General features: G+C 70.7%; 17 protein-coding genes and 1 tRNA gene. 7 read left to right on the top strand and 11 right to left on the bottom strand.

The features are described 5' to 3' along the window. Window positions 1–24: 24 nt before the first annotated feature. Both OG738_RS36155 and OG738_RS36150 read right to left on the bottom strand, forming a co-directional pair. Complete coding sequence (locus tag OG738_RS36155; RefSeq protein WP_329047723.1) at window positions 25–951, bottom strand: carbohydrate ABC transporter permease; 927 nt, start codon at window positions 949–951, stop codon at window positions 25–27. Next, the gene (locus OG738_RS36150) at window positions 951–2264 is read right to left on the bottom strand and encodes an extracellular solute-binding protein (protein WP_329047722.1); all 1314 of its coding nucleotides are present in this window, start codon (window positions 2262–2264) and stop codon (window positions 951–953) included. The genes OG738_RS36155 and OG738_RS36150 overlap by 1 nt, the downstream gene beginning before the upstream one ends. A 106-nt stretch (window positions 2265–2370) precedes the next feature. Here OG738_RS36150 and OG738_RS36145 point away from each other — a divergent pair, with 106 nt between their 5' ends. Beyond that, entirely contained in the window at window positions 2371–4197 is a 1827-nt protein-coding gene (locus OG738_RS36145) for a heparinase II/III family protein (RefSeq protein WP_329047721.1), read from the top strand. Further along, a complete protein-coding gene (locus tag OG738_RS36140) occupies window positions 4197–5282 on the top strand; it encodes a substrate-binding domain-containing protein (RefSeq protein ID WP_329047720.1) in 1086 nt (361 codons plus the stop codon). Before OG738_RS36145 ends, OG738_RS36140 begins: the two co-directional genes overlap by 1 nt. Here OG738_RS36140 and OG738_RS36135 read toward each other — a convergent pair. Further along, window positions 5262–8192 carry a beta-galactosidase gene (locus OG738_RS36135; protein WP_329047719.1) on the bottom strand — a complete coding sequence of 977 codons (2931 nt, stop codon included), beginning with the start codon at window positions 8190–8192 and terminating at the stop codon, window positions 5262–5264. The two genes, OG738_RS36140 and OG738_RS36135, sit on opposite strands and share 21 nt — an antisense overlap. Before the next feature lie 203 nt (window positions 8193–8395). Here OG738_RS36135 and OG738_RS36130 point away from each other — a divergent pair, with 203 nt between their 5' ends. Continuing rightward, window positions 8396–9802, top strand: a complete 1407-nt coding sequence (locus OG738_RS36130; RefSeq protein ID WP_329047717.1) for an RICIN domain-containing protein — start codon at window positions 8396–8398, stop codon at window positions 9800–9802. A gap of 29 nt (window positions 9803–9831) precedes the next feature. On the opposite strand, the gene OG738_RS36125 is transcribed toward OG738_RS36130, so the two are convergent. Beyond that, window positions 9832–10596, bottom strand: a complete 765-nt coding sequence (locus OG738_RS36125) for a sugar phosphate isomerase/epimerase family protein (RefSeq protein ID WP_329047715.1) — start codon at window positions 10594–10596, stop codon at window positions 9832–9834. 459 nt (window positions 10597–11055) lie between these two features. On the opposite strand from OG738_RS36125, the gene OG738_RS36120 reads away from it, so the two are divergent. The 3 genes from OG738_RS36120 (at window position 11056) to OG738_RS36110 (ending at window position 16528) form a co-directional block, all read left to right on the top strand. After that, the gene (locus OG738_RS36120) at window positions 11056–14244 is read left to right on the top strand and encodes a cutinase family protein (protein WP_329047713.1); all 3189 of its coding nucleotides are present in this window, start codon (window positions 11056–11058) and stop codon (window positions 14242–14244) included. Between the two features lie 126 nt (window positions 14245–14370). After that, the gene (locus tag OG738_RS36115; protein ID WP_329047711.1) at window positions 14371–15939 is read left to right on the top strand and encodes a DUF5722 domain-containing protein; all 1569 of its coding nucleotides are present in this window, start codon (window positions 14371–14373) and stop codon (window positions 15937–15939) included. A 346-nt stretch (window positions 15940–16285) separates the two neighbouring features. Further along, complete coding sequence (locus OG738_RS36110; protein WP_329047709.1) at window positions 16286–16528, top strand: hypothetical protein; 243 nt, start codon at window positions 16286–16288, stop codon at window positions 16526–16528. A 105-nt stretch (window positions 16529–16633) separates the two neighbouring features. Here OG738_RS36110 and OG738_RS36105 read toward each other — a convergent pair. The 4 genes from OG738_RS36105 to OG738_RS36085 all read right to left on the bottom strand — a co-directional run bounded on the left by OG738_RS36105 (window position 16634) and on the right by OG738_RS36085 (window position 20252). After that, window positions 16634–16707 (bottom strand) — tRNA-Pro (locus OG738_RS36105). A 114-nt stretch (window positions 16708–16821) separates the two neighbouring features. Further along, a complete protein-coding gene (locus OG738_RS36100) occupies window positions 16822–17994 on the bottom strand; it encodes an alginate lyase family protein (protein WP_329047708.1) in 1173 nt (390 codons plus the stop codon). 564 nt (window positions 17995–18558) lie between these two features. Beyond that, a complete protein-coding gene (locus tag OG738_RS36090; RefSeq protein WP_329047706.1) occupies window positions 18559–19338 on the bottom strand; it encodes an enoyl-CoA hydratase/isomerase family protein in 780 nt (259 codons plus the stop codon). A gap of 2 nt (window positions 19339–19340) precedes the next feature. Then, window positions 19341–20252, bottom strand: coding sequence for a PaaX family transcriptional regulator (locus tag OG738_RS36085; RefSeq protein ID WP_442875833.1), 912 nt, complete (start codon window positions 20250–20252; stop codon window positions 19341–19343). 143 nt (window positions 20253–20395) lie between these two features. Here OG738_RS36085 and OG738_RS36080 point away from each other — a divergent pair, with 143 nt between their 5' ends. Next, the gene (locus OG738_RS36080; RefSeq protein WP_329047705.1) at window positions 20396–22033 is read left to right on the top strand and encodes an ABC-F family ATP-binding cassette domain-containing protein; all 1638 of its coding nucleotides are present in this window, start codon (window positions 20396–20398) and stop codon (window positions 22031–22033) included. Between the two features lie 478 nt (window positions 22034–22511). On the opposite strand, the gene OG738_RS36075 is transcribed toward OG738_RS36080, so the two are convergent. The 3 genes from OG738_RS36075 to istA all read right to left on the bottom strand — a co-directional run bounded on the left by OG738_RS36075 (window position 22512) and on the right by istA (window position 25992). After that, entirely contained in the window at window positions 22512–23438 is a 927-nt protein-coding gene (locus OG738_RS36075) for a phosphotransferase family protein (RefSeq protein ID WP_329047703.1), read from the bottom strand. Window positions 23439–23560: 122 nt separating this feature from the next. After that, the gene (istB, locus tag OG738_RS36070; protein WP_329047701.1) at window positions 23561–24361 is read right to left on the bottom strand and encodes an IS21-like element helper ATPase IstB; all 801 of its coding nucleotides are present in this window, start codon (window positions 24359–24361) and stop codon (window positions 23561–23563) included. Beyond that, entirely contained in the window at window positions 24358–25992 is a 1635-nt protein-coding gene (gene istA / locus OG738_RS36065) for an IS21 family transposase (protein WP_329056943.1), read from the bottom strand. The genes istB and istA overlap by 4 nt, the downstream gene beginning before the upstream one ends. Between the last annotated feature and the right edge of the window lie 9 nt (window positions 25993–26001).

Genomic DNA, 26001 nt, shown 5'->3' with positions numbered 1-26001 from the left:
ATGTCGAAGCGGCGGGGGAGTGGATCAACGCGACCTCCGGGCGGACAGGCGCATCACCAGCGCCGAGAGCAGGGCCGAAACGAGGGCGAGCAGTACGGACGCGGCGGCGGCCCGCCCGTAGTCGCCCTCGACGAACGCGGCTTCGTACACGTACAGGCTGGGCGACCACGAGCTCGTCACCGAACCCGTGAAACCGCGCAGCACCAGCGGTTCGGTGAACAGCTGCAGCGAGCCGATGACGGTGAACACCAGCGCGACGAAGAGCGTCGGCCGCACCATCGGGACCTTGACCGACCACGCGGTCCGCAGCTGCCCGGCGCCGTCGGCGCGGGCCGCCTCGAGCACGTCGCGCGGCACCGCCTGCAGCGCGGTGTAGAAGATGATCATGTTGTACCCGACCCACTGCCAGGTGGCGATGTTGACGATCGCGGGCAGGATCCCGTTCTTGCCCAGCGGGTCGAACGGCAGCAGCGCGGACAGGCCGGAGCCGGGGCTGTACAGGTAGGCCCAGACGAGCCCGGTGATCACCACCGGAACGGCGTAGGGCAGGAAGATCGCCAGCGACCACACCCGCCGCAGCCGCACCACGGCGGAATCGAGCAGCAGGGCCAGGACCAGCGCCATGCCGAGCATGATCGGGAGGTGGATCAGCACGAACAGCGCCACGTTGCCGAGGCCGGCGTGGAACGCGCGGTCGGTGAGGACGTCGAGGTAGTTGCCGAGCGCGACGAACACCTGGTGCGGCCCGGAGAATCCCAGGCCCGACAGGCGGTCCGTGAAGAGGCTCAGGTACAGCGCGTAGAGGATCGGCACGAGCACGGTGCCGGTCAGCAGCAGCGCGAACGGTGCCGCCAGCGCGAGCCCGGCGCGGCCACGGCGGTGCCGCGGCCGCCCGGCGTCCGTGGGAGCGGCCGGGGCGCTCACGGTCCGTTCGGGAGTGAGGACGGTCATCACCCTGTCCCTTCCAGCACGGTCAACCCGCGCGACCGGAGGTTCGCGACGGCGTCCGCCTGCGTCTGCCGGACCGCGGCGGTCAAGGTGGTGCTGCCGGTCTTCACGCCGCCCAGGTGGTCGGCGATGGTGGAGAAGAGGCCCAGCGCGTTCGGCCCCCACGTCCAGTCCGGGACGCGGCGGGCGGCTTCGTCGAGCACGCCGTAGACGGGGTCGCCGAGGAAATAGCCGCCCTTGTACGCCTTTTCGGCCACGGCCCGGCTCGGCAGGTAGCCGGGGAACGGGGTGGTGAAGGTGGTGCCGATCTTCGCCACGGCGGGATCGGTGCTCAGCCAGCGCAGGAACCGCACCGCCGCGGCCGGCACGTCGCTCTCGGCCGAGACGGCGAAGGCGCTGCCGCCCTGCACGCCGGTGGCGGGCTGGCCGTTCCAGGTGGGCATGGTGGTGACGGCCCAGCGGTTCTTGTCCTGCGGCACGGACTTGCCGAGCGTGCCGACACTCCAGGCGGCGCCCAGCAGCCCCCACAGCCGGCCCTGGTGCATCGCGCCGATCCAGCCCTGGTCCCCGGTGGGCACCGCGGCGACCAGGTCGTCGGCGATCATCCGCTGCCAGTAGTCCGCGGTGCGCAGGGTGCCTTCGCCGTCGACGTTCACGCGCCAGGCCCCGCCGTCGACGCGCCACCACGGATCGCCCGCCTGCCAGCACATCCCGGCGAAGAACGAGCCGTCGTTGAGGGGGAACGTCGTGATGCGCGCCGCCGCGTCGGCCGCGCGGACGGCCTGAGCCGCGGTGCGGAACTCGTCCCACGTCCGCGGCACCGGGATGCCGTGCCGGTCGAAGAGGTCCTTGCGGTAGTAGAGCACCATCGGCGCTAGGTCCATCGGGACCGCCCACGTGCGCCCGCCGGGGCGGACGCCCTGCCAGGCCGCGGGGGAGCAGCCGGGCTCGAGGTCGGCGAGGTCCGCGGTGAGGTCGCGGAGCCCGCCGGTGGTGAGCAGCTGCGGCAGGCCCTGGTACTCGGCGTGCAGGATGTCCGGGGCGTTGTGCGCGCGCAGCGCGTTCGTCTGCTGGGCGTACCCGCCCTTCAGACCGGACGCGATCACGTTCAGCTCGACCGCCACCTCGTGCTGCGCCGCGTTGAACGCGGCGACGTACTTGTCCATCCCGGTCAGCCAGGACCAGATCCGCACGCGCGTGGCGCCGGACGCCGTCGTCGGCGACGCGCAGCCGCCGAGCAGGCCTGCGGCCGCGAGACCGGCCGACCCGGCCAGGAAACCTCGGCGGGACAAGGCCGCCGGACCCCGAAGCGTCATTGCTCCTCCGTGAGAGTGATGTCGGCCACTCCATCGTGTGGCATAGTTCGAGTCAACAATTAACGACAAATTCGATCAGAAGCGATCAGAACCGCAAGGGAGGCCCATGTCGCTCCGCGGTCGGCTGAGTGCGCTCTTCGACGGTTCCCCGGTGCCGCTGCGGGCGCCGGAATCGGTGCCGGACGTGCGGAACCGGGCCGTCTGGGACGCGGTGGACGGCGAACTCCTGCTCGCCGAGGCCGCGGCGGTGCTCGCCCGCCCGGCGCCGGTCCTGACGGCCACGGCGTGGGCGCGGACGTTCCGCGACGGCGTCCGGACCGAGTACGAAGAAGCGGCCGGTGACCTGCGGGAACGCGTGACGCTGCTGGTGCTCGCCGCGGTGCTGGACCAGGGGTTGCCGTTCCTCGACGGCGCGATCGACGGATTGGTCGCGTTGGCCGAGACGACCACATGGTGCTGGGCGCCGCACGAGCGGTTCGCCGCCGGGCGCGGCGAGGTGCTGGCCGACCCGGACGAGCCGTTCCTCGACCTGGGCGCGGCCGAGGTCGTGACGCTGTTCGCCTGGGCGGACCACGTCCTCGGCCCGGCTTTCGACGCCCGCGCGCCGGGGTTGAGAAAGCGCTTACAGCGCGAAGCCGACCGCCGCGTCCTGACGCCGTTCGAGCGCGTCCGCGACTGGCACTGGCTCGGCCTGCACGGCGACGCCCACAACTGGAACCCGTGGATCCACCACGCCGTCCTCGCGGCCGCGCTCCTGCTCGAACCCGATCGCGAGCGGCGCCTGCGGCTGGTCCGGCTGGTCGTCGAGGGACTCGACCACTACGTCGCCGTGCTGCCCGACGACGGCGGGATCGACGAAGGGGTCGCCTACTGGTGGCACGGCGCCTGCCGGCTGCTGGAAGCGCTCGACCTCCTGGCCGAAGCGACCGGCCTCGACGCCCGGGACCTCCCGGTGCTGGCGCCGTTGATCCGCTTCCCGCACCGGATGCACCTGGGCGGGGCCGCCTACGTCAACGCCGGGGACGCGCCCGCGCGCCTGCCGGCCGCGCAGCCGTGGCACGTGCTCCACCGCTGGGGTGAGCGGCTCGGCGACGCCGACGTCCGCGCCCATGCGGCCAGTCGCGCGCGAGCGGGCGGGCGGCTCGTGTGGCCGGCCGCCGGGCTCGGCCGGGCACTCGCGGGACTGGCGGATCCGCGGTGGCGCCGGGCCGTGGGGGAGGAGCCCACCGGAACCTGGTTCGCCCGCGAGGAATGGCTGCCGCGGGTGCAGGTGGTCGTCGCGCGCGAGACGGCCGGGACGCCGGCCGGGCTGACGGTGGCCGTCAAGGCGGGCCACAACGGCGAACGGCACAACCACCTCGACGTCGGGTCGTTCTGGGTCGCCGTCGACGGCGTGCCCGTGGTGGCCGACGTCGGCCAGCCGACCTACACCGCGGCCAGCTTCGGCCCGGACCGCTACCGGGCGTGGCCACTGCGCAGCGAGTGGCACAACGTGCCGGAGCCGGGCGCGCCGCAGCAACCGGGCTCGGAGCACGGCGCGCGGGACGTCCGCGTGGAGCTCACCGCGGCCGCGACGGGGTTGTCCGCCGACCTCGCCGGTGCGTACCCGGAGGGGGTGGTGCGCCGGTGGATCCGGACCGTCCGGCTGGTCCGCGACGAGGCCTGCGTTCTCGTCGAGGACGAAGGCGCCACGGGGCTGCTCCGCTACGTGCTCGCCGGAGACGTCGAGGTCGGTGCCGGGTCCGCGGTCGTCTCACACGGCGATTCCCCGGTGCTGCGGCTGAGCTGGGACCCCCTGTCCGCCACCCCGGAATTCGAGTACCGGGAGCTGGACGACCCGCTGCTGCGCGCGGCCTGGGGCGAGCGCCTGGGCCGGCTGACGCTGGTGGTGCGGGCCGGCCCGGTCCGCGTCCGGCTGGAGCGCGTCCCGTGATGCTGGCGTCCGAACGGCACGAAATCATCCTGTCGCTGCTGCGCCAGCACGGCACGGTCCGGCTGGCCGACCTCGTGGGCCGGCTCGGCGTCAGTTCCGTGACGGTCCGGCGCGACGTCACCGACCTGGCGGACCGCGGCCTGCTGACGCGGGTCCACGGCGGCGTCACCCTCGCCCGGCCGCGGGGCGCGCAGCCGGAGCCCGGCCGGAGCGCGCCGGGAGCGCTGATCGGCATGGTCGCGCCGTCGGTGGAGTACTACTGGCCGCCGGTGATCCAGGGCGCGCAGTCCACAGTGGCCGGTGCGGGCGGGCGGCTGGTCCTGCGGGCGTCGCGCTACGACGCCGCGGAGGACCGCCGCCAGGTCGGCAAGCTGCTCGAACGGGGCGTGCAGACGGTGCTGGCCGCCCCGGACACCGGCGGCCGCGGCGCCCGGGACCTGCTGCGCTGGCTGGGTTCCCTGCCCGTGCCGGTGATCCTCGTGGAACGCCTGCCCCCGCCCGAACTGCCGACCCTCGCGCTGGACGCCGTCACGACCGCGCACGCCCTCGGCGCGGGGCTGGCCGTCCGGCACCTGGTGTCGCTGGGCCACCACCGGGTCGGCCTGGTGACGTCCCGGTCCAGCCCGACCAGCCGCGCACTGCGCACCGGCTGGCGCGAGACGATCGAGTCGCTCGGCCAGGAACCCGGCGTGGACTTCGACGTCCCGGCGTACGGCTCGCCGGACTGGGCCGGGGTCTACGACGGTGTGCTGGACCGCTGCCGCCGCGAGGACGTCCGCGCCCTGCTGGTGCATTCCGACCGCGAAGCCATCGGCCTGATCGAGCGGGCCCGCGACGGCGGCATCGCGGTACCCGGCGAACTGGCGGTGGTCTCCTACGACGACGAGGTCGCGGCGGTGTCCGACCCGCCGCTCACCGCGGTCCGCCCGCAGAAGCACCGGCTCGGGGCACTGGCCGCGGAACTCGCCCTGGCCCGCCTCGCCGAAGGAGCCGACCGCCCGGTCCACCGCGTCCAGCTCTGGCCGACGCTCGTGGTGCGCGAATCCTGCGGCGCCGCCGCCGATTCAGCGCCGGTAGCCTGGTGAATCGACCAGCCTGACGGGTACGCCGCCGCGGACCGTGGCGAGGTTGGTCAGTGCCACCGGTTCCAGGCCGTTGCCGGGGCCGCCGTCGCTCGTCACGGCGAGAGCGAGGGTGTTGGGCCCGTGGGGGTTCAGGATCCCGGTCGGCAGCACGAACGTGTGCTGCGGCCCGACGTCGGCGATGTACTGGCCCAGGTTCCAGCCGTTGAGGAACACCAGCGCCCGGTAGTGCCCGCCGGACCTCGGCACGGCCGGGTCGCCGATGGTCAGGCCCAGCGACGCGTCGTGACCCCGGGGAACGTCGAGGGTGAAGCCGGTCCGGTACCACGTGGTGCCCGGCGCCGCGGTCGTGGTGGGCACCTCGGCCGGGGCCCAGCGGCGATCGGGGTAGCCGGGCAGGGTCCAGCCGGCCCGTTCGCCGTCGAGGCCGCCGTTGTTCAGCGGGCCCCGCACCGGATCGGCGACGCCGCCCCGGATCTTCCACGCGACGCCGGTGAGGGACGCGGAGATGAGCCCGCGGCCTTCCTTGTGGGCGTCGTTGACCCCGCCGTCCTCGGTGCGCCCGTCGCCACGCACCATGACCGACAGGACGTGGTCGCCGTCCCCGCGCAGGTCTTCCGGGACGTCGAAGGCCGCCGTGCCGGTCGTCGGCGGGGAGGCGAGCGCGCTCGGCAAGACGTGCTGGCCGAGGTACCGGCCGTCGAGCCACGCCTGCAGCATTCCGGCGCCCCCGCCGCCGTAGGTGAAGCCGAGCCGGGCCGGCACCGCACCGCGGGTGTGGCCGCGATACCAGACGTCGCCGGTGTGGAAGCCGTAGTCGTCGGCGGTCAGCACCGGTTGCCCGGCCGGCGGTTTCGTCGTGCTCGCGGTGGTGGTGAGGTCCGCGGAGCGCCACGCCGTGTCGTCGTAGCCGGCCGCGGCTTCGGGGGACCCGGGTGCCTGCTTCCAGCCGGTCAGCGTCGGCAGCCGGACCGCGTCCGGGCCGGGCAGCGGCGACGTCGCCAGCAGGCTCGACGAGGGCGTGCGGCGGGCCGGGACGAACCGTCCGTTCCAGGTGACCGCCGCGCCGGGGCCCCACACCTCCAGTGCACTGGCCTGCGCGGTGTCGCCGGTGAGTTCGAGGAGACCGCCGGACGACCGCGCGGTGCGCAGCAGCGCGGGCCCGCGGACGAGCACCGGCCCGGCCGCGGTGTCCTGCCGCCAGAACGTGTCGGCGGTGGCGTCGTCGGCGAGCAGCAGCGTGACCGGCGGCCGGCCGCCGCCGGAGATCCGCACCCTGGCCAGTCCATTGTGGACGTAGTTCAAGCGTAGATCGCCGGCGTTCCAGGTGGCGGCGACGGTCCCGGCCAGCACCTCGACCTTCGGTTCCCGGGCGTAGCGCAGCGTCGTCTCGCCGTCTTCGCCCGGCCGCCCGTGCAGCAGCACGGTCCCGGCCACCGCGGTCATGAGTTCCGACGTCGAGTACACCAGGTGCTGGCCCGCGAGGTCGTAGTTCGCCACCAGCTGCTTGGCGTCCTGACCGTTCAGCCGCAGCGTGCCGGCCTGCGGAACGGTGTACGAACCGTCCGGTGTGGACACCGGGAAGGTGAAGGTGTCGTTCGTCGTGGCGTTCGAAGGGGCGTGCATCGGCACGTAGAAATGAGTCTTCGTGTCGGGGTTGACGTTGTGGTAGACCTTCACGGCCGTCGAGGTCGGCGTGACGGGATCCGCCTTGTCCTGCTTGGTGATCGGCGGGACGGCCTGCAGGAAGTAGCCCAGCTCCTTCATCGTCGCCGCTTTGGGGCGCAGCTGCCGAGCCTCGTCGACGGCCGCGCCGTAGTCGTACGAGGTGTAGACCACCGGCGCGGGCAGCCAGCCCCACGAAGTGCCGCCGAAGGTCATGTAGAAGTTCTGGATGCTCAGGCCGTTCGCGATGTTGGTGCCGTAGAAGACGCGCTCGTAGCCCGGGCCCTCGCGCACCGCGGTGCACGGGTAGGTGCCGTTGCTGCCCCAGTAGTCGAACCAGCCGCCACCGAACTCGGCGGTGAACCCGGGCGTGTCCGGCGAAGCGCTCGCGCCGCCTTTCGCCCCGCCCGGTCCGTAGAGCCCCCAGTCCGGTGCGGTGCTCGGGCTGCCCGGGGTGCCGTCGGTGTGGCAGGTGCCGCCGGGATAGGTGTCCCAGGCGTACAGGTCGACCTTGCCGGGCACGGTGCCCGGCACTCCCGAGCTCGGCGGCACCCAGATCCCGTTGCGTCCCTTGTCGTTGTGGAAGATCGGCACGCCGATGCCGTCCGCACGCACCTTGTCGTACAGGTGCGCGATGTAGTTTCGCTGGGACGTGCCGGTGGCGGCCAGCTCGTTCTCGATCTGGTACAGGATCACGGGTCCGCGCCCGTCGACGTACTGGTGCCGGGCGATGACCCGGTCGATCGCGGTCAGCCACTCGTCGGCCGCGGCGAGGTAGTCGGGGGCGTCGCTGCGGGCTTTGCCGGTCTGGGTGGACAACCAGCCGGGGAAGCCGCCGCCGGAGACCTCCGCGTTGATGTACGGCCCGGGCCGCGCGATCACGTACAGGCCCGATTCCTGCGCGAGGTCGAGCAGCCGGTCCATGTCGCGCACGCCGGTGAAGTCGTAGACGCCGGGAGCGGGGGAGTGGTAGTCCCAGTCGAAGTAGATCGACACCGCGGTGTACCCGCTCGCCTTCAGCTTCTGCAGCACGTCCCGCCACAGGCCGGGGCTCGGCAGCCGGAACGGGTGGAACTCCCCGGACCAGACGAACTGCCGCCGCCCGTCCAGCAGCAGCGAATACCTGTCGAACGTGATCTGGTGCCGGGGCCGCTCCGGCAGGCGGGGTGCCGCGGAAGCCATTGGTGCGGCGCACATCCCGGCCAGGGTGGCCACGGCGAGCGCGAGGGCGGACAGGCGACGGCGCATGACGGCGAGTGTCGCCTGCTGCACCGACGCCGTCAAGATGATCGGCCGGCGGATGTTCTTCCCTGACCGATTCTGAGCGTTTCGTTTCGCTGTCCTGGCTCACCGCCGGTGCCTCTGTTACGAGTACCGGACAACCGCCGGAAAGGAATGAGCCAGTGAAATCGTCGAATCGCACCGCGGCGCGGAGAACGCTTTCTGCGGCCGTGCGACTGCTGGTCCTGCTCGTGCTCGCGGGCGGGATGCTGACCGCCGGCCCGGAGCCGGCCGGGGCGTCCACCGCCGGGTTCCGGGGCGTCAACTGGGCCGACCAGCGGGACAACTTCGTCAACGGCGTGCTCTACGTGTCCGGGCTCGGTTCCGGGGACACGTATTCCTCGGCCGCCGCGACCGCGGACCAGGTGATCGGCCAGATGTACGCGATGACCGGGGCCAACACGGTCCGGCTGCCGATCAACGAACCGACCGTCTCGGGCTACTGGGCCACGTACACCGGCGCCATCGACAAGGCGCTGGAGAAGGGCCGGGTGATCCTGGCCTACTGGGCGTACAGCGGCGGCAAGCCCGCGAGCGTGGCCGGGTTCCAGCAGATGTGGGACAAGGTGGTCGCGAAGTACGGCGCCAACCCGAACGCCTACTTCGAGGTCATCAACGAGCCGTACGCCTACAACGCCGGCGATCTGACCAATTTCTACCGCGACTGGCTGGCCCGGTACCCGAGCGTGCCGCGCGGCCGGGTGATCCTCGACGGCACCGGCGACGCCCAGAACGTCCCCGCGGTCGGCGGCGACAGCCGGCTCGACGGCACGCTCCTCGCGGTGCACGACTACTCGTTCTTCGCCGGCTACGAAAGCGAAACCGAGTGGGCCAACCACATCGCGGGCTCCATCGGCGCGTACGCCGACCGCACGGTCGCCACCGAATGGGGCGCCCCGATGGGCCCCGGCACCAAGAACGGCGTCCACTACAACGCGATCGACTACAGCATCCCGAGCGGCTCGTTCTTCGCCGACTACGTCCGCGGCGTCAGCGAAAAGCTGCGCAGCCTCGGCATGGGCAGCGTCTACTGGCCGGGCCTGCGCGACGGCGACTGGTACAGCATGACGACCAGGACCGGAACCGGAGCCGGGACCAAGCTGTCGCTGGTGAACCCGTCCGGGCTGACGCGGCTGCGGTACGCGTGGGGCATCGGCAACGGCGGCAGCACCTCCGTGAAGATCGTGAACGCCGCGACCGGGCTGTACATCGACGGCCTGGGGCGTACGGCCGGCGGTTCGACGGCGGCCCAGTCGAGCGGTAGCGGCGGCGACGGGCAGCAGTGGGTGGTCGAGAACTCGGGGAACGCGGTGCGCATCAAGAACCGCGCCACCGGCCTCTACCTCGACGGCGCGGGCCGCACGGCCAACGGCGCGGTGGTCGGCCAGTACGCGGACAGCGGCAGCGCCAACCAGAAGTGGACGGTGGTGACCGACGCCGACAACGTCCGCATCAGGAACGTCGGCACCGGCGAGTACCTCGACAGCATGGGCCGCACCGCCGATGGCGCCGACCTCGGCCAGTACAGCGGCAGCAGCAGCCCGAACCAGCGCTGGCGGATCGTCGCGGCGGGCTGATCCACGGCGGCCCGGCCCGGCCGCGGGCTTCAGGCCAGCCAGCGCAGCAGGGTCGCGGACTCCCGCGGCAGCACGGCCGGGTCGTCGCCGGGGACGAATTCGAGGAGGAGGTCCACCGGCGCGGCCCGGGCGGCGAGTTCGAGCGCCGGGCGCCAGAGCCGGTCGCGGTCGTGCAGGGGCAGCCGGGTCTGTCCCGGCCACCACGAGAAGACGTGGATGGCGCTGACGCGGTCGAGCATCAGGCGGAGGCCGTCGAGGGCGCGGTCGTCGGGTTCGCCGACCGGGGGCTGCCAGTAGGTGGAGAGCGTGTCGTGACCGACGTCGTCCAGCAGCCGCAACGCTTCCCACGCGGTGTCGGCGAGCGTCCCCGAATGGAACTCCAGCGCGACCGACAGCCCGTGAGCAGCGGCGATGGTGGCAGCTTCGCGCAGTGCGCCGGTGACGCGGGAGCGCAGCGCGCCGGAAGCGTCCGCGGACCCTTCGGCACCGGCCCACACCCGGATCCGCGTGGTCCCGAGCGCGGCCGCGGCCTCGGCCAGGACCTCGAACGCCTCGGCGTGGTCGACGCCCGCACGCCAGTACGAGCCGTAGGAACACGTCGTCAACCCGCTCGCGGCGGTCTGCGCACGCACTTGGCGCAGGACGTCCGCCGACCGCGGCGGAGCGTGCACGTCCGCGCCCCACTCAACGACGCGCAGGCCGGCTGCGGCGGCCTCGTGGGCGACCCGGCGGGCGGGCAACGCCCGGAACGTGACCGAGCACAGCCCGATCCGGTCTCGCAGGTCGGTGGTCATGGCACGCATGGTAAGCGCTTTCTGTCCGCCGGTCCCATCCGCACTGAACACCTTCGACGGCCGCCTGGCCGCCGGACGCAAGTAGCTCCGCTTCAACCGAGTTGCACCCGCTCGCTTGACAGACGCTAGCTGCCCTGCCCGCCGGGCGCCAGGGTTTCGATGAGGCTCGAAGTCCTTGCAGCGCGGTCGCGGGCTGTGCCAGGCTCCGGCGGGCGCGTTCTGGGGAACTAGTGATCTTGGGGGATCGAAAGCCGTTGGAAGGCAGACCAGAACCGGTGCGCGAAATGTACCAGCAGCCGGGAACAGCTCTTCTGTAAGTCATATCCCTGCGCGATTTCCGCGAAAACGGTGACACCGGGCGCCCGCCACGTATCAGCCGGCCTAGGCAAGGACTGGAGCGGGAAGCTGATGAAAAGACCGAGATGGCGCAGACTCGCCGCGGTATTGGGAGTTCTGCTCATGACAGTGACCTGGCTGCCCGGTGTGGCAGTCGCGGCACCGGCCAAACCGGCCGATTTCCCGCTCGCTCCGGGACTGCCCACGGACTGTTCCGACAACTTGATCATCGGCGTGCGTGGTTCGGGCCAGGTCGACGGGCAGGGTGCCTACGGCATGGGCGGCACCGTGGACCCGTACTACGGGCTGGTGAGGGTCTACTTGCGCGGGTTCAACCCGAACTTGAACACCCAGTTCTACTCCTTGTACTACCCGGCGACGGCGATCAGCGACCTTGGCAACTTCTCCGCGTCGGTGCAGACCGGCGTCGAAAACCTGGTGCACTCGATCCAGTACCTGGCGTCGAAGTGCCCGGCCGAGAAGTTCGGCCTGATCGGGTATTCCCAAGGGGCCATGGTCATCCACAACACGGTGAACGTCCTGGGCGGCTACGACCTCGGACACGTGCGTGCGGTGCTGCTGCTGTCCGACCCTCTCGGCCAGTACACGCCGAACGTGTCGCTGCCGGTGTTGGATGGCGCGGGCGTTCCCCGGCCGCAGCTCGGCGGGATCCTCGGCCGGAACGGGCTGACGCCGGACATCCGCGACCGCGCCACCGAGCTGTGCATTCTCAATGACCCGGTGTGCGACTCACCGCAGGTGCTGTTCGGGAAGCTGCTCCAGGGCGCCTTCAACTCCGGCGTCCACGGCAGGTACCCAGACTGCTGCGGCTCCACCGACTGGGTCGACTTCACCAGTGAGCAGGTCGCCGGCCGGATGATGACCGCGATCTCCTATCCGAACCCGCCGCAAGGCAGCCCCGTGCCGCCAGGTGGCCCGCCGCCGGATGTGACGTCGGTGTACGGGCTGGCCGACGGCACCGTGCTGTGGACCCGCGACTCACAGCGCGTCTACAAGATGGTGGGCGGCGCGCCGGTCTGGGTCTCCAGCTGTGCCACCAACCTGTGCCCGAACCCGTTGCCCACCAAGCAGAGCGTGATCGACGCGGGGCCGGCGACGCCGGCGAACGGCGCGACAGCCAAAGACGAGGCGGGCAACATCTTCAAGTTCGCCGGCGGTGCGCCGATTCATCTGGCGAGCTGTGCGGTCGGCTGCGGGAATCCGGTGGCCATCACGGCGTGGAGCATCGTGAACAACGAGCACATGCGGTCCCGGCCCGCCGACGGCACGACCATCCAGGACGAGCCCGGCGACATCTTCAAGTTCGCCGGCGGCGCCCCGCTGCACCTGGCCAGCTGCGCGGTGGACTGCGGGAACCCGGTGCACGTCAGCGGCGCGTCGATCGTCCAGCTTGACCACATGAACCCGGTCCCGGTCGACGGCACGACGATCGTGGACGAGCCGGGCGACATCTTCAAGATCGTCGGCGGTGCGCCGATCCACCTGGCCAGCTGCGCGGTCGGGTGCGGCAGCCCGGTCCGGGTATCGAGCACGGTGATCAGCCAGTTCGACCACCTCGCCCGGATCCCGCAGGACGGGGTGACGATCGTCGACGAGCCGGGCGACATCTTCAAGTTCGTCGGCGGCGCACCGATCCACCTGGCCAGCTGCGCGGTCGACTGCGGTCAGCCGCTGGGGATCAGCGGCGCGTCCATCATCGGGCTCGACCACATGAACCCGGTACCCGCGGACGGTGCCACCGTCATCGACGAGCCCGGTGACGTGTTCCGGTTCGCCGGCGGCGCACCGATCCACCTGTCCGCGTGTGATCTCGGCTGCCAGAGCTGGGTCCGGATCAGCGGCGCGTCGATCATCGGGACCGAGCACATGCGGTCCGTGCCGGCTGACGGCACCACGGTCCGCACCGAGACCGGCGCGATCTACAAGATCGTGGGCGGCTCGCCGTTGTGGCTGTCGGACTGCAACGCGGACTGCGGAAACCCGGTGAGCATCACGCAATGGAGCGTCGACTCCCGAGACCACATGAACGCGGTCCCGGCCGACGGCACGAAGGTCGTCGCAGTGGAAGGCGGCACGATCTACCAGGTTTCCGGCGGTGAGGCGGACCTGCTGGACACCTGCAACGGGTCAGGCAACTGCACCGGCCTGAACGTGGTGAACCAGTCCTCGATCGATCCGATCGCGCAGTCGGTGGCCAACCACGGCCCCGGCTACGGCGAGCTGGCCCGGTACTCCAACGGGGCGGACCACTACTCGGCAGTCGGCTCGGTCCCGGCAGGCTACCGGTTTGAGCTGCCACTGGGCCTGCTGGACCGCGTACAGGATCCGGGCACGGTCGCACTGATGGCCTGCATGTCCGGATCGGACGAGTTCCTGTCCACCGACCCGAACTGCGAAGGCCAGGCGAAGGTCGCGGCACTCGGCTACCTCTACCAAACGCCGCCCGCGAGCCAGCCCGCGCTGCCGCTGTACCGGTGCCAGGTGACCGGGACCGGCGAGCACTTCGACTCCACCACGTCCGACTGCGAAGGGCAGCGAGTCGAGCACCTGCTCGGCTACACCATCGGCTACGCGACGTTCACCCGGTACAACAACGGAGCCGACCACTGGTCGACCGTCGGCGGCCTGCCCGCAGGGTACCGTCCGGAGTGGACGTTCGGGATGCTGTCCCAGGTCGCGCTGCCCGACACGCGGCTGCTGACGAGCTGCATGATGGGCGGAGACGAGTTCAGCTCACTCGACCCGAACTGCGAAGGGCAAGCCAAGGTCGCGCCGCTCGGCTGGATCTGGACGAACCCGCCGGCCGGGAAACAAAGCATCGCGATCTACCGATGCCGGCAGAACCCATCCGGGGAACACTTCGACTCCTTCGACCCGAACTGCGAGGGCCAACTGGTCGAAGCACAGCTCGGCTACCTCCTCGCGCGGACCGTCCTGTCCCGCACCAACCGCGGCGACGGGCACCATTCGACCAACGGCGGCGGCCTGCCGTCCGGGTACCGGTTCGAAGGAGCATTCGGTTACCTGTCCTGGAACGCCGAGCCAGGCACGAAACCGCTCACCAGCTGCCGGTACAACGGCGGCGAATTCGACTCCCTCGACCCGAACTGCGAAGGCCGGCAGGTGAACGGGCTGCTCGGCAACATCTGGCAGCAGCCACCCGCCGGTGTCCCGAGCACCCAGATCTTCCGGTGCTCGGTCCCGAACGGCGATCACTTCGACTCGGTCGATCCGAACTGCGAAGGAAGCCACCTCGACGGCGCCCTCGGCTACCTGCTCCTGCGGCCGTGAGCATTCGGGCGGCCCCGTCCGCGCCCTGCGGACGGGGCCGCCCGGCAGTCCTGTGATCGAGCGGCCGGTCCCCGCCCATTTCCGCTGGGACCGGTCGCCCTCCCGACGAACCGGAAACGGAGTTCGATGAACCGCCTGCGCAGCCGAGCCGGAGCGGTGCTCGCCGCCGCGCTCTTGGCCGTCCTCGTCGCACCGTCCGTGGCGCACGCGGCGGTGCCGTTGCCGTACCCGGACCGCGGTGACTACCGGATCAAGGCCATCCAGCCGGACTTCTGGCCCAACCAGGACGAGATCGCCGGGAACAACACCGGCGGCGTCGCGATGAACCTCGTCTGGGCGGCCTGGGAAGGCCAGGTCACGGCCGCGCCCTGCGCCGACGGGCAGCAGGAGTACGACGCCCACTGCTTCACCGTCCCCGCCGACGTCGACTCCGCGATCCACGACTGGACCGCGCGCGGGCTGGTCGTCACCGGCGTCCTGTACGGAACGCCATCGTGGGCGCTCGGCGGCAAGCCGTGCTCGGCCGCGTCCGGCCCGCAGTTCTGCACTCCCGCCGACCCCGCCGACTTCGCGCGGTTCGCCGGGATGATCGCGCAACGCTACGACGGCCTGCACGGCCACGGCCGAGTGGCGGACTTCGTGGTGCAGAACGAGGTCAACACGCACGACTGGTTCGATTACGGCTGCGGCGCGAACGCGCCGTGTGACACGAATCGCTGGCTCGACGAGATCGGCGCGCTCTACGACGGCGCTTACGATCGGGTCGTCGCCGAGCAGCCCTACGCCAAGGTGCTGATCTCACTGGACCACCAGTTCGGCCAGGAGGTGGAACACACCGGCGGTCCGGCGCCGGTGCTCGCCGGGACGACCGTGTTGCGCGGGCTCGCCGCCCGCGCGGGCGGACGGGCGTGGCGGGTTGCGATGCACCCGTACCCGAACCCGTTGCGGTCGGCGGTCTTCGGCCCGGACGACTACCCGTACGTGACCTACGGCGACGTCGGGATCCTGCTCGGTTGGTTGCACGCAACCTTCCCCGGCACGCCGAGCGCGTGGGACGTCCAGCTGACCGAGAGCGGGATCAACTCGCTGAGTCCGTCGTCACCGCAGACGCAGGCGAACGCGATCTGTACGGCGTTCCGCAACGTGCTGGGCACGCCGGGGATCAGCAACTACGTCTACCACCGGATGACTGACCACCCGGTCGAGGTCGCTGCAGGGCTGGCATTGGGCCTGCACGACACCCAGGGCGCCGCGAAGCCGGCGTGGGCGACGTGGGCGCTGGCGAACCGCAACGACCTCAATCCGCCGCAGCTGTCCTGCGGGTTCGAAACGCTGCCCTACACCACCGTGACCCGGGGGTACTCGGGCAGTCGCGGGCACTGGGCGTCGAGCCGCGCGCTGCCCGCCGGGTTCGCCGTGGAAAAGCGCTGGCACTTCTACCGCGAGCAGGTTCCGGGCACGATCGCGCTGTATGAGTGCAAGGTGAACACGCACAACCTGCTCACCCAGGATCCGGGCTGCGAAGGCGGTCTGCTGCCGCTCGGGCCGGTCGGGTTCCTCTACACCTCGCCGCAGCCGGGCACCGGGCCGGTGTTTCGCTGCCGCATCGCCGGCGACGACCACTTCATCTCGCCGAGCGCGGACTGCGAAGGCCAGACGACCGAGCACCTGCTGGGCTACGCATTTCCGGCCTGACCGGCGCGGGTCTCCGGCGCTTACCCGGGTCCGGGCCTGACGCAGGAGGCCGTTCCCCGGGCGAATTGCGGTTCGCCCCAGGGGGAAACCGATCCGAGCCGTCAGGGACGCCAGGCAGTTCCAAGTCAAGCGGACGCGCGGCCAGTGTCCCGCGACGGTCGGAGTGCGGCACGCAAGGCTCCTGTCACCCCATTCACGACGGGTGGATTGAGCCGTCCGTCGTTCCGGTAGAAGACCCGTGAGCCTGCACTCCTCACCAGTTGCCGTGCGAGCAGAAACCGCATCGAAAGTGCCGTCCGGCGGCGGCTGAGCCCGGCGAAGCCGGTTCGGCAGCGCGGCGCTGTGGGTGTTCGCGGCGATTCCGGCCGGGCTCGCACTACTGGCCGCGGTCCGGGCGCAGGCCATCCGAGGTGACCGCCGGGCTTTCCGGCTCGCCGAAACCCTCGAACGCCTGGGCCTCGACGACCGAGCCGACTCGATCGCGGTGGTCAACGACTGGTACGGCCACCTGTTCCCGGACCGCCTCGATGAGGTCGCGGACGTGCTCGACGCCCGGCGTACCCAAGCGCTGGCGAGCATGGCGGCGTGATGATCAGCCCCGGGGCATGTGGGCAGCCCCGGGGCTGAGTCGCGTCCAGAGCTACCTCGGGAATGAAAAAAGCCACGTCCACCTGCGTGAACGTGGCCTATCCGGTCGGGCTGACAGGATTTGAACCTGCGACCCCTTGACCCCCAGTCAAGTGCGCTACCAAACTGCGCCACAGCCCGGACCCGCACTCGCTGAGTGCGTGAGAAGTACTCTAGCGTGCCCGCCCGAGCCTTCTGCACGCGGGGCCTCGATCCGCCTGACCTGCGGAAACAGGGCAGGCGGATCGCGATGCCTCACGCAGTGTTGCCGGCGTGGGTCAACGTCTGCCACGCCACGAACAGGTTGTTCGAGCCCGCCGGGCGCTGGCGCTCCGTCAACGTCTGCGTGTTCGCCATCGCGATGCCCAGGCGCGTGTGCAGCGCGTTGAAGCCCACCTCCGTCACCGGGCCCAAGCCGAGGTTCAGGTGACCGGAACACAGCCACGACGGCACCGCCGTGCCCAGCTGGTACTTCGACTGGAACCCCAGCGCCTGGCGCAGGCGCTCGCCGACGTCCGTTCCGTACACGTCCTGGGCCTGGATGTGCAGCGTCTCCGCCACGTCCGCTATCGCCGCGATGCCGTAACCCGTGTGGGTGAAGTCGCGGCAGGTCTCCTGGGTGAGGCCGTCCACGAACGTTGCCTGGCCCTGCCAGTAGCTCACGATCTGGTCGCGCGTGGACAGTCCGCTGCCGGGGACCGTCTTCGGGAGCGCGCCGTCGGAAGACAGGTACACGTATGCCGCGACGCGGTTGCGGTAACGGGTCACCGCCTTGTCGAAGTTCGCCTTGTCCTCCAGGAACACCGAGATGCCGACCGCGGCCTCCATCATGGACAGTTCCCAGTTGCCGTTGCTGTTGCTGCCGTTGATGACTTTGTTCAAGTACACAGTGCGCAGCATCGTGCCGAAGCGGCCCGAATTGGGCCAGCTCGGGTACGTGTACTTGATGATCTCCGCCGCGCGGGGCCAGGACGAGCCCGCCCAGCCCGTCTGCAGCGGCGCGTTGCTGTTGGTGTGACTCGTGATCGTCGCCGACCACGCGTCCATCAGCGCGATCGCTTTCTGCGCGTAGCGGGCGTCGCCGGAGATGTACCAGATCAGGGCGTCCGTGTACGCCGCGATCGCGTCTTCCCGCTCGTCGGTACACCCGTTGTTCGGGTTGGAATACGGCCCGCATTCGACGACCGCGCGCGGTTTCGGCGTCCGCGAAAGCGACGCGTACCCACTCGACTTGGTCTGGTCGTAAGCGGCTTTCCACGGCTGGGCGCCGGCGTTCACCTGTGCCTTCACGAAGTCCAGTTGCGGGCGGCTGACCAGCACGCCGGGGTGGGTGAACGTCGCCGGTGCCGCGGGGGCCGGGGTCGCGACCAGGCCGAGGGCTAGGGGCACCAGTGCGGCGAGCGTGACGACTTTTCTCAAGCGGGACATGGCTCTCCTCGAGACGACGGTGTCCGGGGCAGCGCGCTGCGGACAGTGTCATGGTCCAGACCAACGCCCGTCAAGAACCGGACAGCCCTTTCTTTGTCTCGTGAAGAAAAGAGCCGGAAAATGTTCAGCCCGCTGAACGGACGAGTATTTCCGTTCAGCAGGCTGAACGAATCAGCCGAGACCCGCGGTGACCGCGTTCATCAACGTCCCGATGTCCCCCGACATCTTCCACGCCGGCACGCTCGCCACGAGGTTCGCGTACCCGCGCGTGCCCGCTTCCTCGGCGAAGCTCCGCGCCGCGCCGGTCGCCGACTGCCATTCGCCATGCCGGCCACGCCCGTTGAACCCCAGTCCGAGGGTCAGCCGTTGTCGGGATGGCCGTCGGCGCTGCCGGGCCACTCCCGGTCGAGGTCGATGCCGTCGAAGATGCCCGCCGCCGTGTTGCTCACCGACGCGGTGCCGGTGTTCGCGACGGTGTAGGTGCCGGTCGTCCCGCTCGTCGCCAGGGTGGCGGTCAGCGAACCGGCCGCGGCGGCGAGCGTCGCGACACCGCCGATGGAGGTGTCACCGGCCCGAGAAGGTCGCTTTCCCGGGTCCGTCGGCGAGGAACGACTTCACGGCGTTGCGCAGGTCCTCGGTCTCGAACAGCGAAGCGGCGATCGAAGTGATGTGCGCGTTGGCTTCCGGAACGCCCCCGGTGGAGAAGTGGTCGAGGACCTGCTTGGTCGCCGCGTGGGCGCGCGTCGGGCCGTCGGCCAGCCGCTGGGCGAAAGCGCGGGCCGCGTCGTCGAAGCCTTCGTCGGGGAGGACGCGGTTGACGACGTTCCAGCGTTCGAGGGTCGCGGCGTCGTAGGTGTCGCCGGTCAGCACGAACTCCTTGGCGCGCCCGACGCCCGCGCGGGCGGCGAGCCGCTGGGTGCCGCCCATGGTCGGCGTCAGCCCCACGACCTTCTCGACCAGCCCGAACTTCGCGCGTGACGCGGCGAGGACGATGTCGCACGCCACGGCGACCTCGAACGCCCAGGTCAGGCACAGGCCGTGGGCGGCGAACACCGTCGGGAAGGGCAGCGCCGCGATCCGGTCCGGCACCGCGAGCATCTCGTCGAAGAGCACCTTGGCCTCGGCGGGCGAGCCCTGCGCGTCGAACAGCGAAACGTCCACACCGCCGCTGACGATCTTGCCCTCGGCGCGGATCAGCAGTGCTCGCGCGGGCGTCTCTTCCAGGGAATCGATCGCCGACGCCAGCGAAGACTGCAGGGAGGCCGTGTAGAGGTTCAACGGCGGAGCGTCGATCGTCAGGACGGCGAGGCCGCCGTCACGGTCGAGGCGGACCTGGTCGGTCATGTTCACCCTGCTTCTTCGGCGGCGACGATGTCGTCCCAATACTGCTGGGCCTCGGGGCGCCAGTCGACGTGTTTGTGATGGAACAGTTCCGCCGCCTTCGTCCCGCTCCACTTCGCCGGCAGGAGCTCGGCGGGCAGCTGCGGGTCGAGGAACGGGAACCGCCGCCACTCGTGCACCAGCTCGGTCTGCGCGCGCAGCACCGCGCGGCCGCCGGTGGGGTGCAGGCCGGTGAACCGGTCGATGAAGTCCTCGTAGCGGTCCTTGAGCTCGGTCAGGTCCCAGGAGCGGGCGACCATGGTGTCCTGCTCGCCGACCTCGCCGTAGGTGGCGGCGAAGGACATCGCCTGGGCGTCCAGACCGAGTTCGCTGACGATCTGCTGGGCCTCCCGCTGCCGGCTGAGGTCCGGGCTGACCCACACGCCGGCGACGGGCGAGCCGAAGCCCGCCCAGGTCAGCCGCGTGCGCAGGCGGTGCCGCAGGTCGCGCTTGGCCTCCGGGACGGAGACGATGAGCATCAGCCACTGCCCGTTCCAGGGCCGCTCTTCGCGGCCGAACGCGTAGATCCGGTCGGCGCCCTCGGTGAGGAGCCGGCGGCCCGGCGGGGTCAGTGACCAGCGCACCCGGCGCCCGACGCGCTCGGAGACCACCCAGCCCTCGGCGGCCGAGCGGGCCAGCGCCTGCCGCGCCGACTTCTCCTCGATGTCGAGGATGCCGAGCACCTCGACCAGCATCGACGTCCAGACCGGCTGGTCCCGCGGCAGCGAGTACTCGCCGAGCACGGTCATCAACAGCGACCGCGCGCTCGCGTGGCTGACCTCCCGGCGACGGCTCACCGTGGGCCGGGGCGCGGCGGGGCGGCCTTCCCTCGGTTTCGGCCTGCGGCCGAGAGTGACCGGGGGACCGGATTCGCCCATGCTGCTTCACCTCACTGCGCGGGGGTATCGACAACCGAACAGGTTACCCACACTGAGTGATCAAAGCGCCACCGGACACACACAGTCGGTGGCTTTGACCTTGATCTGACAGTTCAGCACGTGCCCGTAGACTTGGCCACCTCATGAGCGCAACCCTCGTCGCGAAGGACCTGGCCGCGGGCCACGGCGATCGCATCCTCTTCTCCGGCCTCGATCTCGTGGTCGCGCCCGGCGACGTCGTCGGCCTGGTCGGCGTCAACGGCGCCGGCAAGTCGACGCTCCTGCGGACGCTGGCCGGCCTGGCCAAACCGGACGACGGCGAGATCCGGCTGAACCCGCCGACGGCGACCGTCGGGCACCTGCCCCAGGAACCCGAGCGGCGCGAAGGCGAGTCGGTGCGCGCGTTCCTGGCTCGCCGCACCGGCGTGGCGGCGGCGCAGGCGGACCTCGACGCGGCGACCGAAGCGCTCACCGCGGAGGAAGCCGGCGCGGACGACCGCTACGCGGTGGCGCTCGACCGGTGGCTCGACCTGGGCGGCGCCGACCTCGACGAGCGGTCCGCCGAAGTCGCGGCCGACCTCGGGCTCGCCGTCGACCTGGACCAGCCGATGACGTCGCTGTCGGGCGGGCAGGCGGCCCGCGCCGGGCTCGCGTCGCTCTTGCTGAGCCGCTACGACGTCTTCCTGCTCGACGAGCCGACCAACGACCTCGACCTGGACGGCCTGGCCCGGCTGGAGCGGTTCGTGTCCGGGCTGCGCTCGGCGACCGTCCTGGTCAGCCACGACCGCGAGTTCCTGGCCCGGACCGTCGACCGCGTCGTCGAGCTGGACCTGGTGCAGCAGCAGGTGAACGTCTACGGCGGCGGCTACGAGGCGTACCTCGAGGAACGCGAGGTCGCGCGCCGGCACGCGCGCGAGGAGTACGAGGAGTACGCCGACACGAAGGCTTCGCTCGAAGCGCGCGGGCGGATGCAGCGGGCGTGGATGGAGAAGGGCGTCAAGAACGCCCGCCGGAAGCAGCCCGACAACGACAAGGCCGCCCGCAAATTCCGCACCGAGGCGACCGAGAAGCAGGCGTCGAAGGCCCGGCAGACCGACCGGATGATCGAGCGGCTGGACGTCGTCGAGGAGCCGCGCAAGGAGTGGGAGCTGCGGATGGAGATCGCCGCGGCCCCGCGGGCGGGCGCGGTGGTCGCCACCCTGCGCGGCGCGGTCGTCCGCCGCGGCGAGTTCACGCTCGGGCCGGTCGACCTGCAGGTCGACTGGGCGGACAAGGTCGCGATCACCGGCGCGAACGGCTCCGGGAAGTCGACGCTGCTCGCCGCGCTCCTCGGCCGGGTGCCGCTGGACGTGGGTTCTTCCGCGCTGGGCCCGGGTGTCGTGGTCGGCGAGGTCGACCAGGCCCGGCAGCTGTTCCTCGGTGACGTCCCGCTCGCTTCCGCGTTCGCGCAGGAGGTGCCGGAGCTGCCCGACGCCGACGTCCGGACGCTGCTGGCCAAGTTCGGGCTGAAGGCCGCCCACGTGCTGCGGTCCGCCGCGACGCTCTCACCGGGCGAACGGACGCGTGCGGCGTTGGCGCTGCTGCAGGCCCGCGGGGTGAACCTGCTGGTGCTGGACGAGCCGACCAACCACCTGGACCTCCCGGCGATCGAGCAGCTCGAGGCGGCGCTGGACAGGTACCCGGGGACGTTGCTGCTGGTGACGCACGACCGCCGGATGCTCGACGCCGTCCACGTCACCCGCCGGCTGGAGGTCGACGGTGGCAAGGTCCGCGAGCTGTGACCCCCGGCGTGTGTCGGCTCTGGTGCTGGTGAGCGGTGCTCTCGGGTGAGAGCGCTGCGCTGGAAGTGCTGGTGAGCAGTGCTCTCGAACCTGAGCAATGCTCGCCGCCGTGCGTGAGCGGCGCTCTCGCGGTTGCGTGCTGTCTGCGGTCGTGTGAGCGGTGCTCTCGAACCGGAATACTGGTCGCTGCTCTGGGTGAGCGGTGCTCTCGTTTCGGAACGTGGCTCAGGTCTGGAGAGAGCGGTGCTCTCGAGTCGTGCGCTGTCCGCCTCGCGGGTGGGCGGTGCTTGATTTCGGCAAGTCGAATCGGCCCCGGTCCAAGCACTCTGATCTGGCCCCGGAAGCTGGGTTGCAGGATCGGTCGGCATCTTGTTGTGGCCCCACCTCCTGTGGTCGAGACGGGGTCGGCCCTCTGATTTGGCCCCACCTCATTCGCGCGTTTCTGCTGGTCGACCTGCACTCGCCAGTGACGAGCTGGCTACTGATCGTCGACGTCGAGTCGGCTCAGTGCGGCGCTGAGAAATGCGTCCCGCCGTTGTCCGAGAAGGTCCGCGTCGAGGTCTGGTCTGCCCTGGTCGTGGAGCGCCGGAACGCAGAACGCCATGTCGGCCAGGGTGCCTAATGCCGCGACGACGTCCCAGTAGGCGAGCCGCTCGGCTCGTCGGCCGGCTGTGCGCTGCCAGCCCTCCAGGACCTGCTCGGCGGCGGGTAGCCCGAACATCAGGGCAGCGTCGAAGCGTACACCGCTGAGGTCGATTCCCGGCGATCCGGCGCCGGCGCAGTCCCAATCGACCAGGCCGGTGCAGCGGTCACCGGACCAGAGGGTGTTGCCGAACCACAGGTCGCCATGCACGAAGACTGTCGGGCCGCCCGGCGGGGGCAACTGTTCGAGGCGTTCTTCGGCGGCCGTCAGCAGCGCGGTGGTGCCCTTTTCGCGGCGTTGGGCCGCGAAGTCGACGTCGGCGATCGAGCGGGTCCGCAGCGGAAGTGCAGCTCGGGGCGTCAACGGAACTGCCTGCAGAGCGGCGGCTGTGGCCCCTAAGCCTTGGAGCCGCTCGGTGGAGGCGACCGATGGGATCCGGCTGTGTCCGGGCAGGACGGTGGTCAGCACTGCGAGGGCGCCTGCTGCGGAACCGTCGAGATCGGTGGCGATCAGCCTGGCCGCGGGCAGTTGGTGGTTGCCGGCGACCTGCAGTGCCGCGACTTCGGTGGCGAACCGCTCGCGATGGTCGGGATCAGCGGGGTCCCCGAGTCGCAGCACGGCCGCCTCGACCCGACCAGCCGGTTCGAACGTCAAAGACCAAGGATTGGCTCCTTGGCGCAGGCCGGTGGCTGTGGCCACGTGGGCGCCGCCTCCCACCGCGTCGCTCACCCAGCGCCGGACCTGCTCGGGCAGTTCGTGCATCGTGATCACACCCCGTGTCGCACCTGATATCGAGCGACCACGATGACACGGGCGCCGTCGACGATCTCGTATGCCGGGCCGTGGGCATGGCATATGGCTGGTCGAAGATCAGGCAGATGTTGTCAGCTGGCGCGGTTGGTGCGTCGGCGTTTGGTGGTGCGCAGCCGGAAGGATTCGATGCCGGTTTCGATGATCGACGCGTCGAAGGTCAAGCGATCCACGATCGCGGCGCAGAGCCGCGGGTCGGTGAAGGTGCGCGCCCACTCGCTGAAGGCGGAGTTGCTCGCGATGGCGATGCTTGAGCGTTCCTCACGCTCGGTGAACACCTGGAACAGCAGCTCCGCGCCGCGCCGGTCCAGCTCGAGATAGCCGAGCTCATCCAGGCAGAGCAGGTCGACGCGGCCGTAGCGGGCGATCGTCTTCGACAGGTGCTTGTCGTCGGCGGCCTCGACGAGCTCGTTGACCAGAGCGGCGGCGGTGACATAGCGGACCTTGAACCCGGCCTCGGCCGCGGCGGTGCCCAGCCCGATCAGCAGGTGGCTCTTGCCGGTGCCGGAGTCCCCGATCAGGCAGACCGGCTGCCCGGCGCGGATCCAGGCGCCCTTGGCCAGGGTGTGGACCAGTGCGGGAGGGACGTTCGGATTCGCGGCGAAGTCGAAGTCCTCGATACGTTTGGTGCGCGGGAACCCGGCCTGCTTGACCAGCCGGGCCTTGCGGCGGACCTCGCGGTCCTCGCACTCGATGAACAGCAGCTCTGACAGGAAGCTTTTGTAAGTGGCCTGCTGACGGGCCGCGGCAGCAGCCTGGTCACCGAACCGGTCGCGGATCGTGGGCAGCCGCAGGATCCGGCAGGCCTGCTCGATCGCGGCATCGGCGGCTTCCTCGGTGATCTGGTCCCGGCCGCGGGTGGTGGTGCGGGTCATGACGCAGTTCCCTTCCTCGGAGTGTTGCGCAGCAGCTGGTCGTAGGCGGCGACCGACGGCGCCGGCCGGGAGTCCTGCGGCAGCTCGGTGTCACGGCGCCGCTCGGGCAGCGAGACGACCTTGCTGCGGCTGCGCCGCGGGCGCGGCGGCTCGACCGTCACCGTGTCGCCGGCTGCGGCGGCGTGTTTGCGGGCCTCGATCGCGACCACGTCCGGTGAGACCGACCCGGCCTCCAGCGTGACGCGGATCCCGGCGATCACATGCGCATGGCTCATCCGCCGGTGCAGCAGCAGAACCTCGATCAGCAACCGGGTCCCGGCCTGGTCACCGTGCTTGGACCGCGCAGCGGCCCAGAACGCGTCGTGGGTGGCGGTGAACCAGCCCTTCTGCCGCGCGTGGACCAGCGCGGTCGCTCCGCGCAGCGCGCCGGGTTTGCCGGCCAGGACCTCCAGGTAGTGGTCGAGCATCAAGTGCTGACCGCCTTTCGTGGTCAGCCGCGGGTGCCGGGCGACCTCGGTGGAGCCGTGTAGCACCACCAGCTCTTCCGCGTCGAGCTTCGCGCGGACCGTCTGCCCGATCAACCGGGCTGGAACCGAGTAGAGCGCCTGGCGGACGGTGATTCTGGCGTAGCGATCGACTCGCGGTGTCGTAGTCAGCGCGATGTCGAACTCGTCGGTCGGCAACGCCGCCAGCAGCGGCGCCTCGAGCGCGAAGTCATGCCCGATCGTGGCGGTCCGCTGGTCGATGTGGCGGGCGTCCTCGGCCCGATCCGCTGCGGCGAGTTTGTCGTTGATCCCGGCCAGGCCGGAGATGTCAGCGATCTTCGGGACCGGGACGAACCAGCGGCGCCGGAAGCGGCCGCCTTCGCCCTCGACCCCACCCTTCTCGTGAGCACCTTCTTTGCCCGGCATGCAATAGAAGGTCGTGATCCCGTAGGCGGACTTGAACAGCACCCAGCGATCGGTCTCGACCCGGGACCGTCCGAAGCAGACCCGTCGGACCGCCGAGGACAGGTTGTCGTATCGGATCTCTCCGGCTGGAATACCGCCGAGTTCAGTGAAAGCGGCGATGTGACCGGCGAAGAACGCCTCCTGACCCTGCGACGAGTAGACGCGGTGGATTGCCTTGCCAGAGAACGACATGCGCAGTGTGAACAGGAAGCACTTGGTGTCGACGCCACCGACGTTGACCCAGACCTCGGCGAAGTCGACCTCGGCGTCCTGCCCCGGAAGGTGCGTCTGGGGAACGAAACCGGCAACCACGCCCGCGCGGCTGCGCGCTTCCAGCGCGATCTCCGGACGTCGCTTCGCGACATACTTCGACACCGTGCGGTAGGCGATCGTCGCGTCGTGCTCGTCGAGCAGCCGTTCCCAGATCCGGTGCGCGGTATGCCGCTGCTTGCGCGGCGCATCGAGATCGGTCCGCAGCATCTCGTCCATCGCCTCACGCAACGGATCCGTCACCGGTGACGACCGGACTGGGGTCTTCCGCGGCGGCGGGACCGCCGAGCCGAGCGCCTGGCGCACCGTGCGGCGATGCACCCCGTGCCGCTCAGCCAGCGCCCGGACCGAGAGCCCCTCCACGCGGGCATCCCGCCGGATCAGTGCGAACAACTCCACCCTGGACACCATCCCGGCTCC

This window comes from Amycolatopsis sp. NBC_01488 (assembly GCF_036227105.1).
Classification (GTDB): domain Bacteria; phylum Actinomycetota; class Actinomycetes; order Mycobacteriales; family Pseudonocardiaceae; genus Amycolatopsis.
Note: the sequence above shows the minus strand (reverse complement) of the source record. Positions and strands in the feature narration are given on the sequence as shown.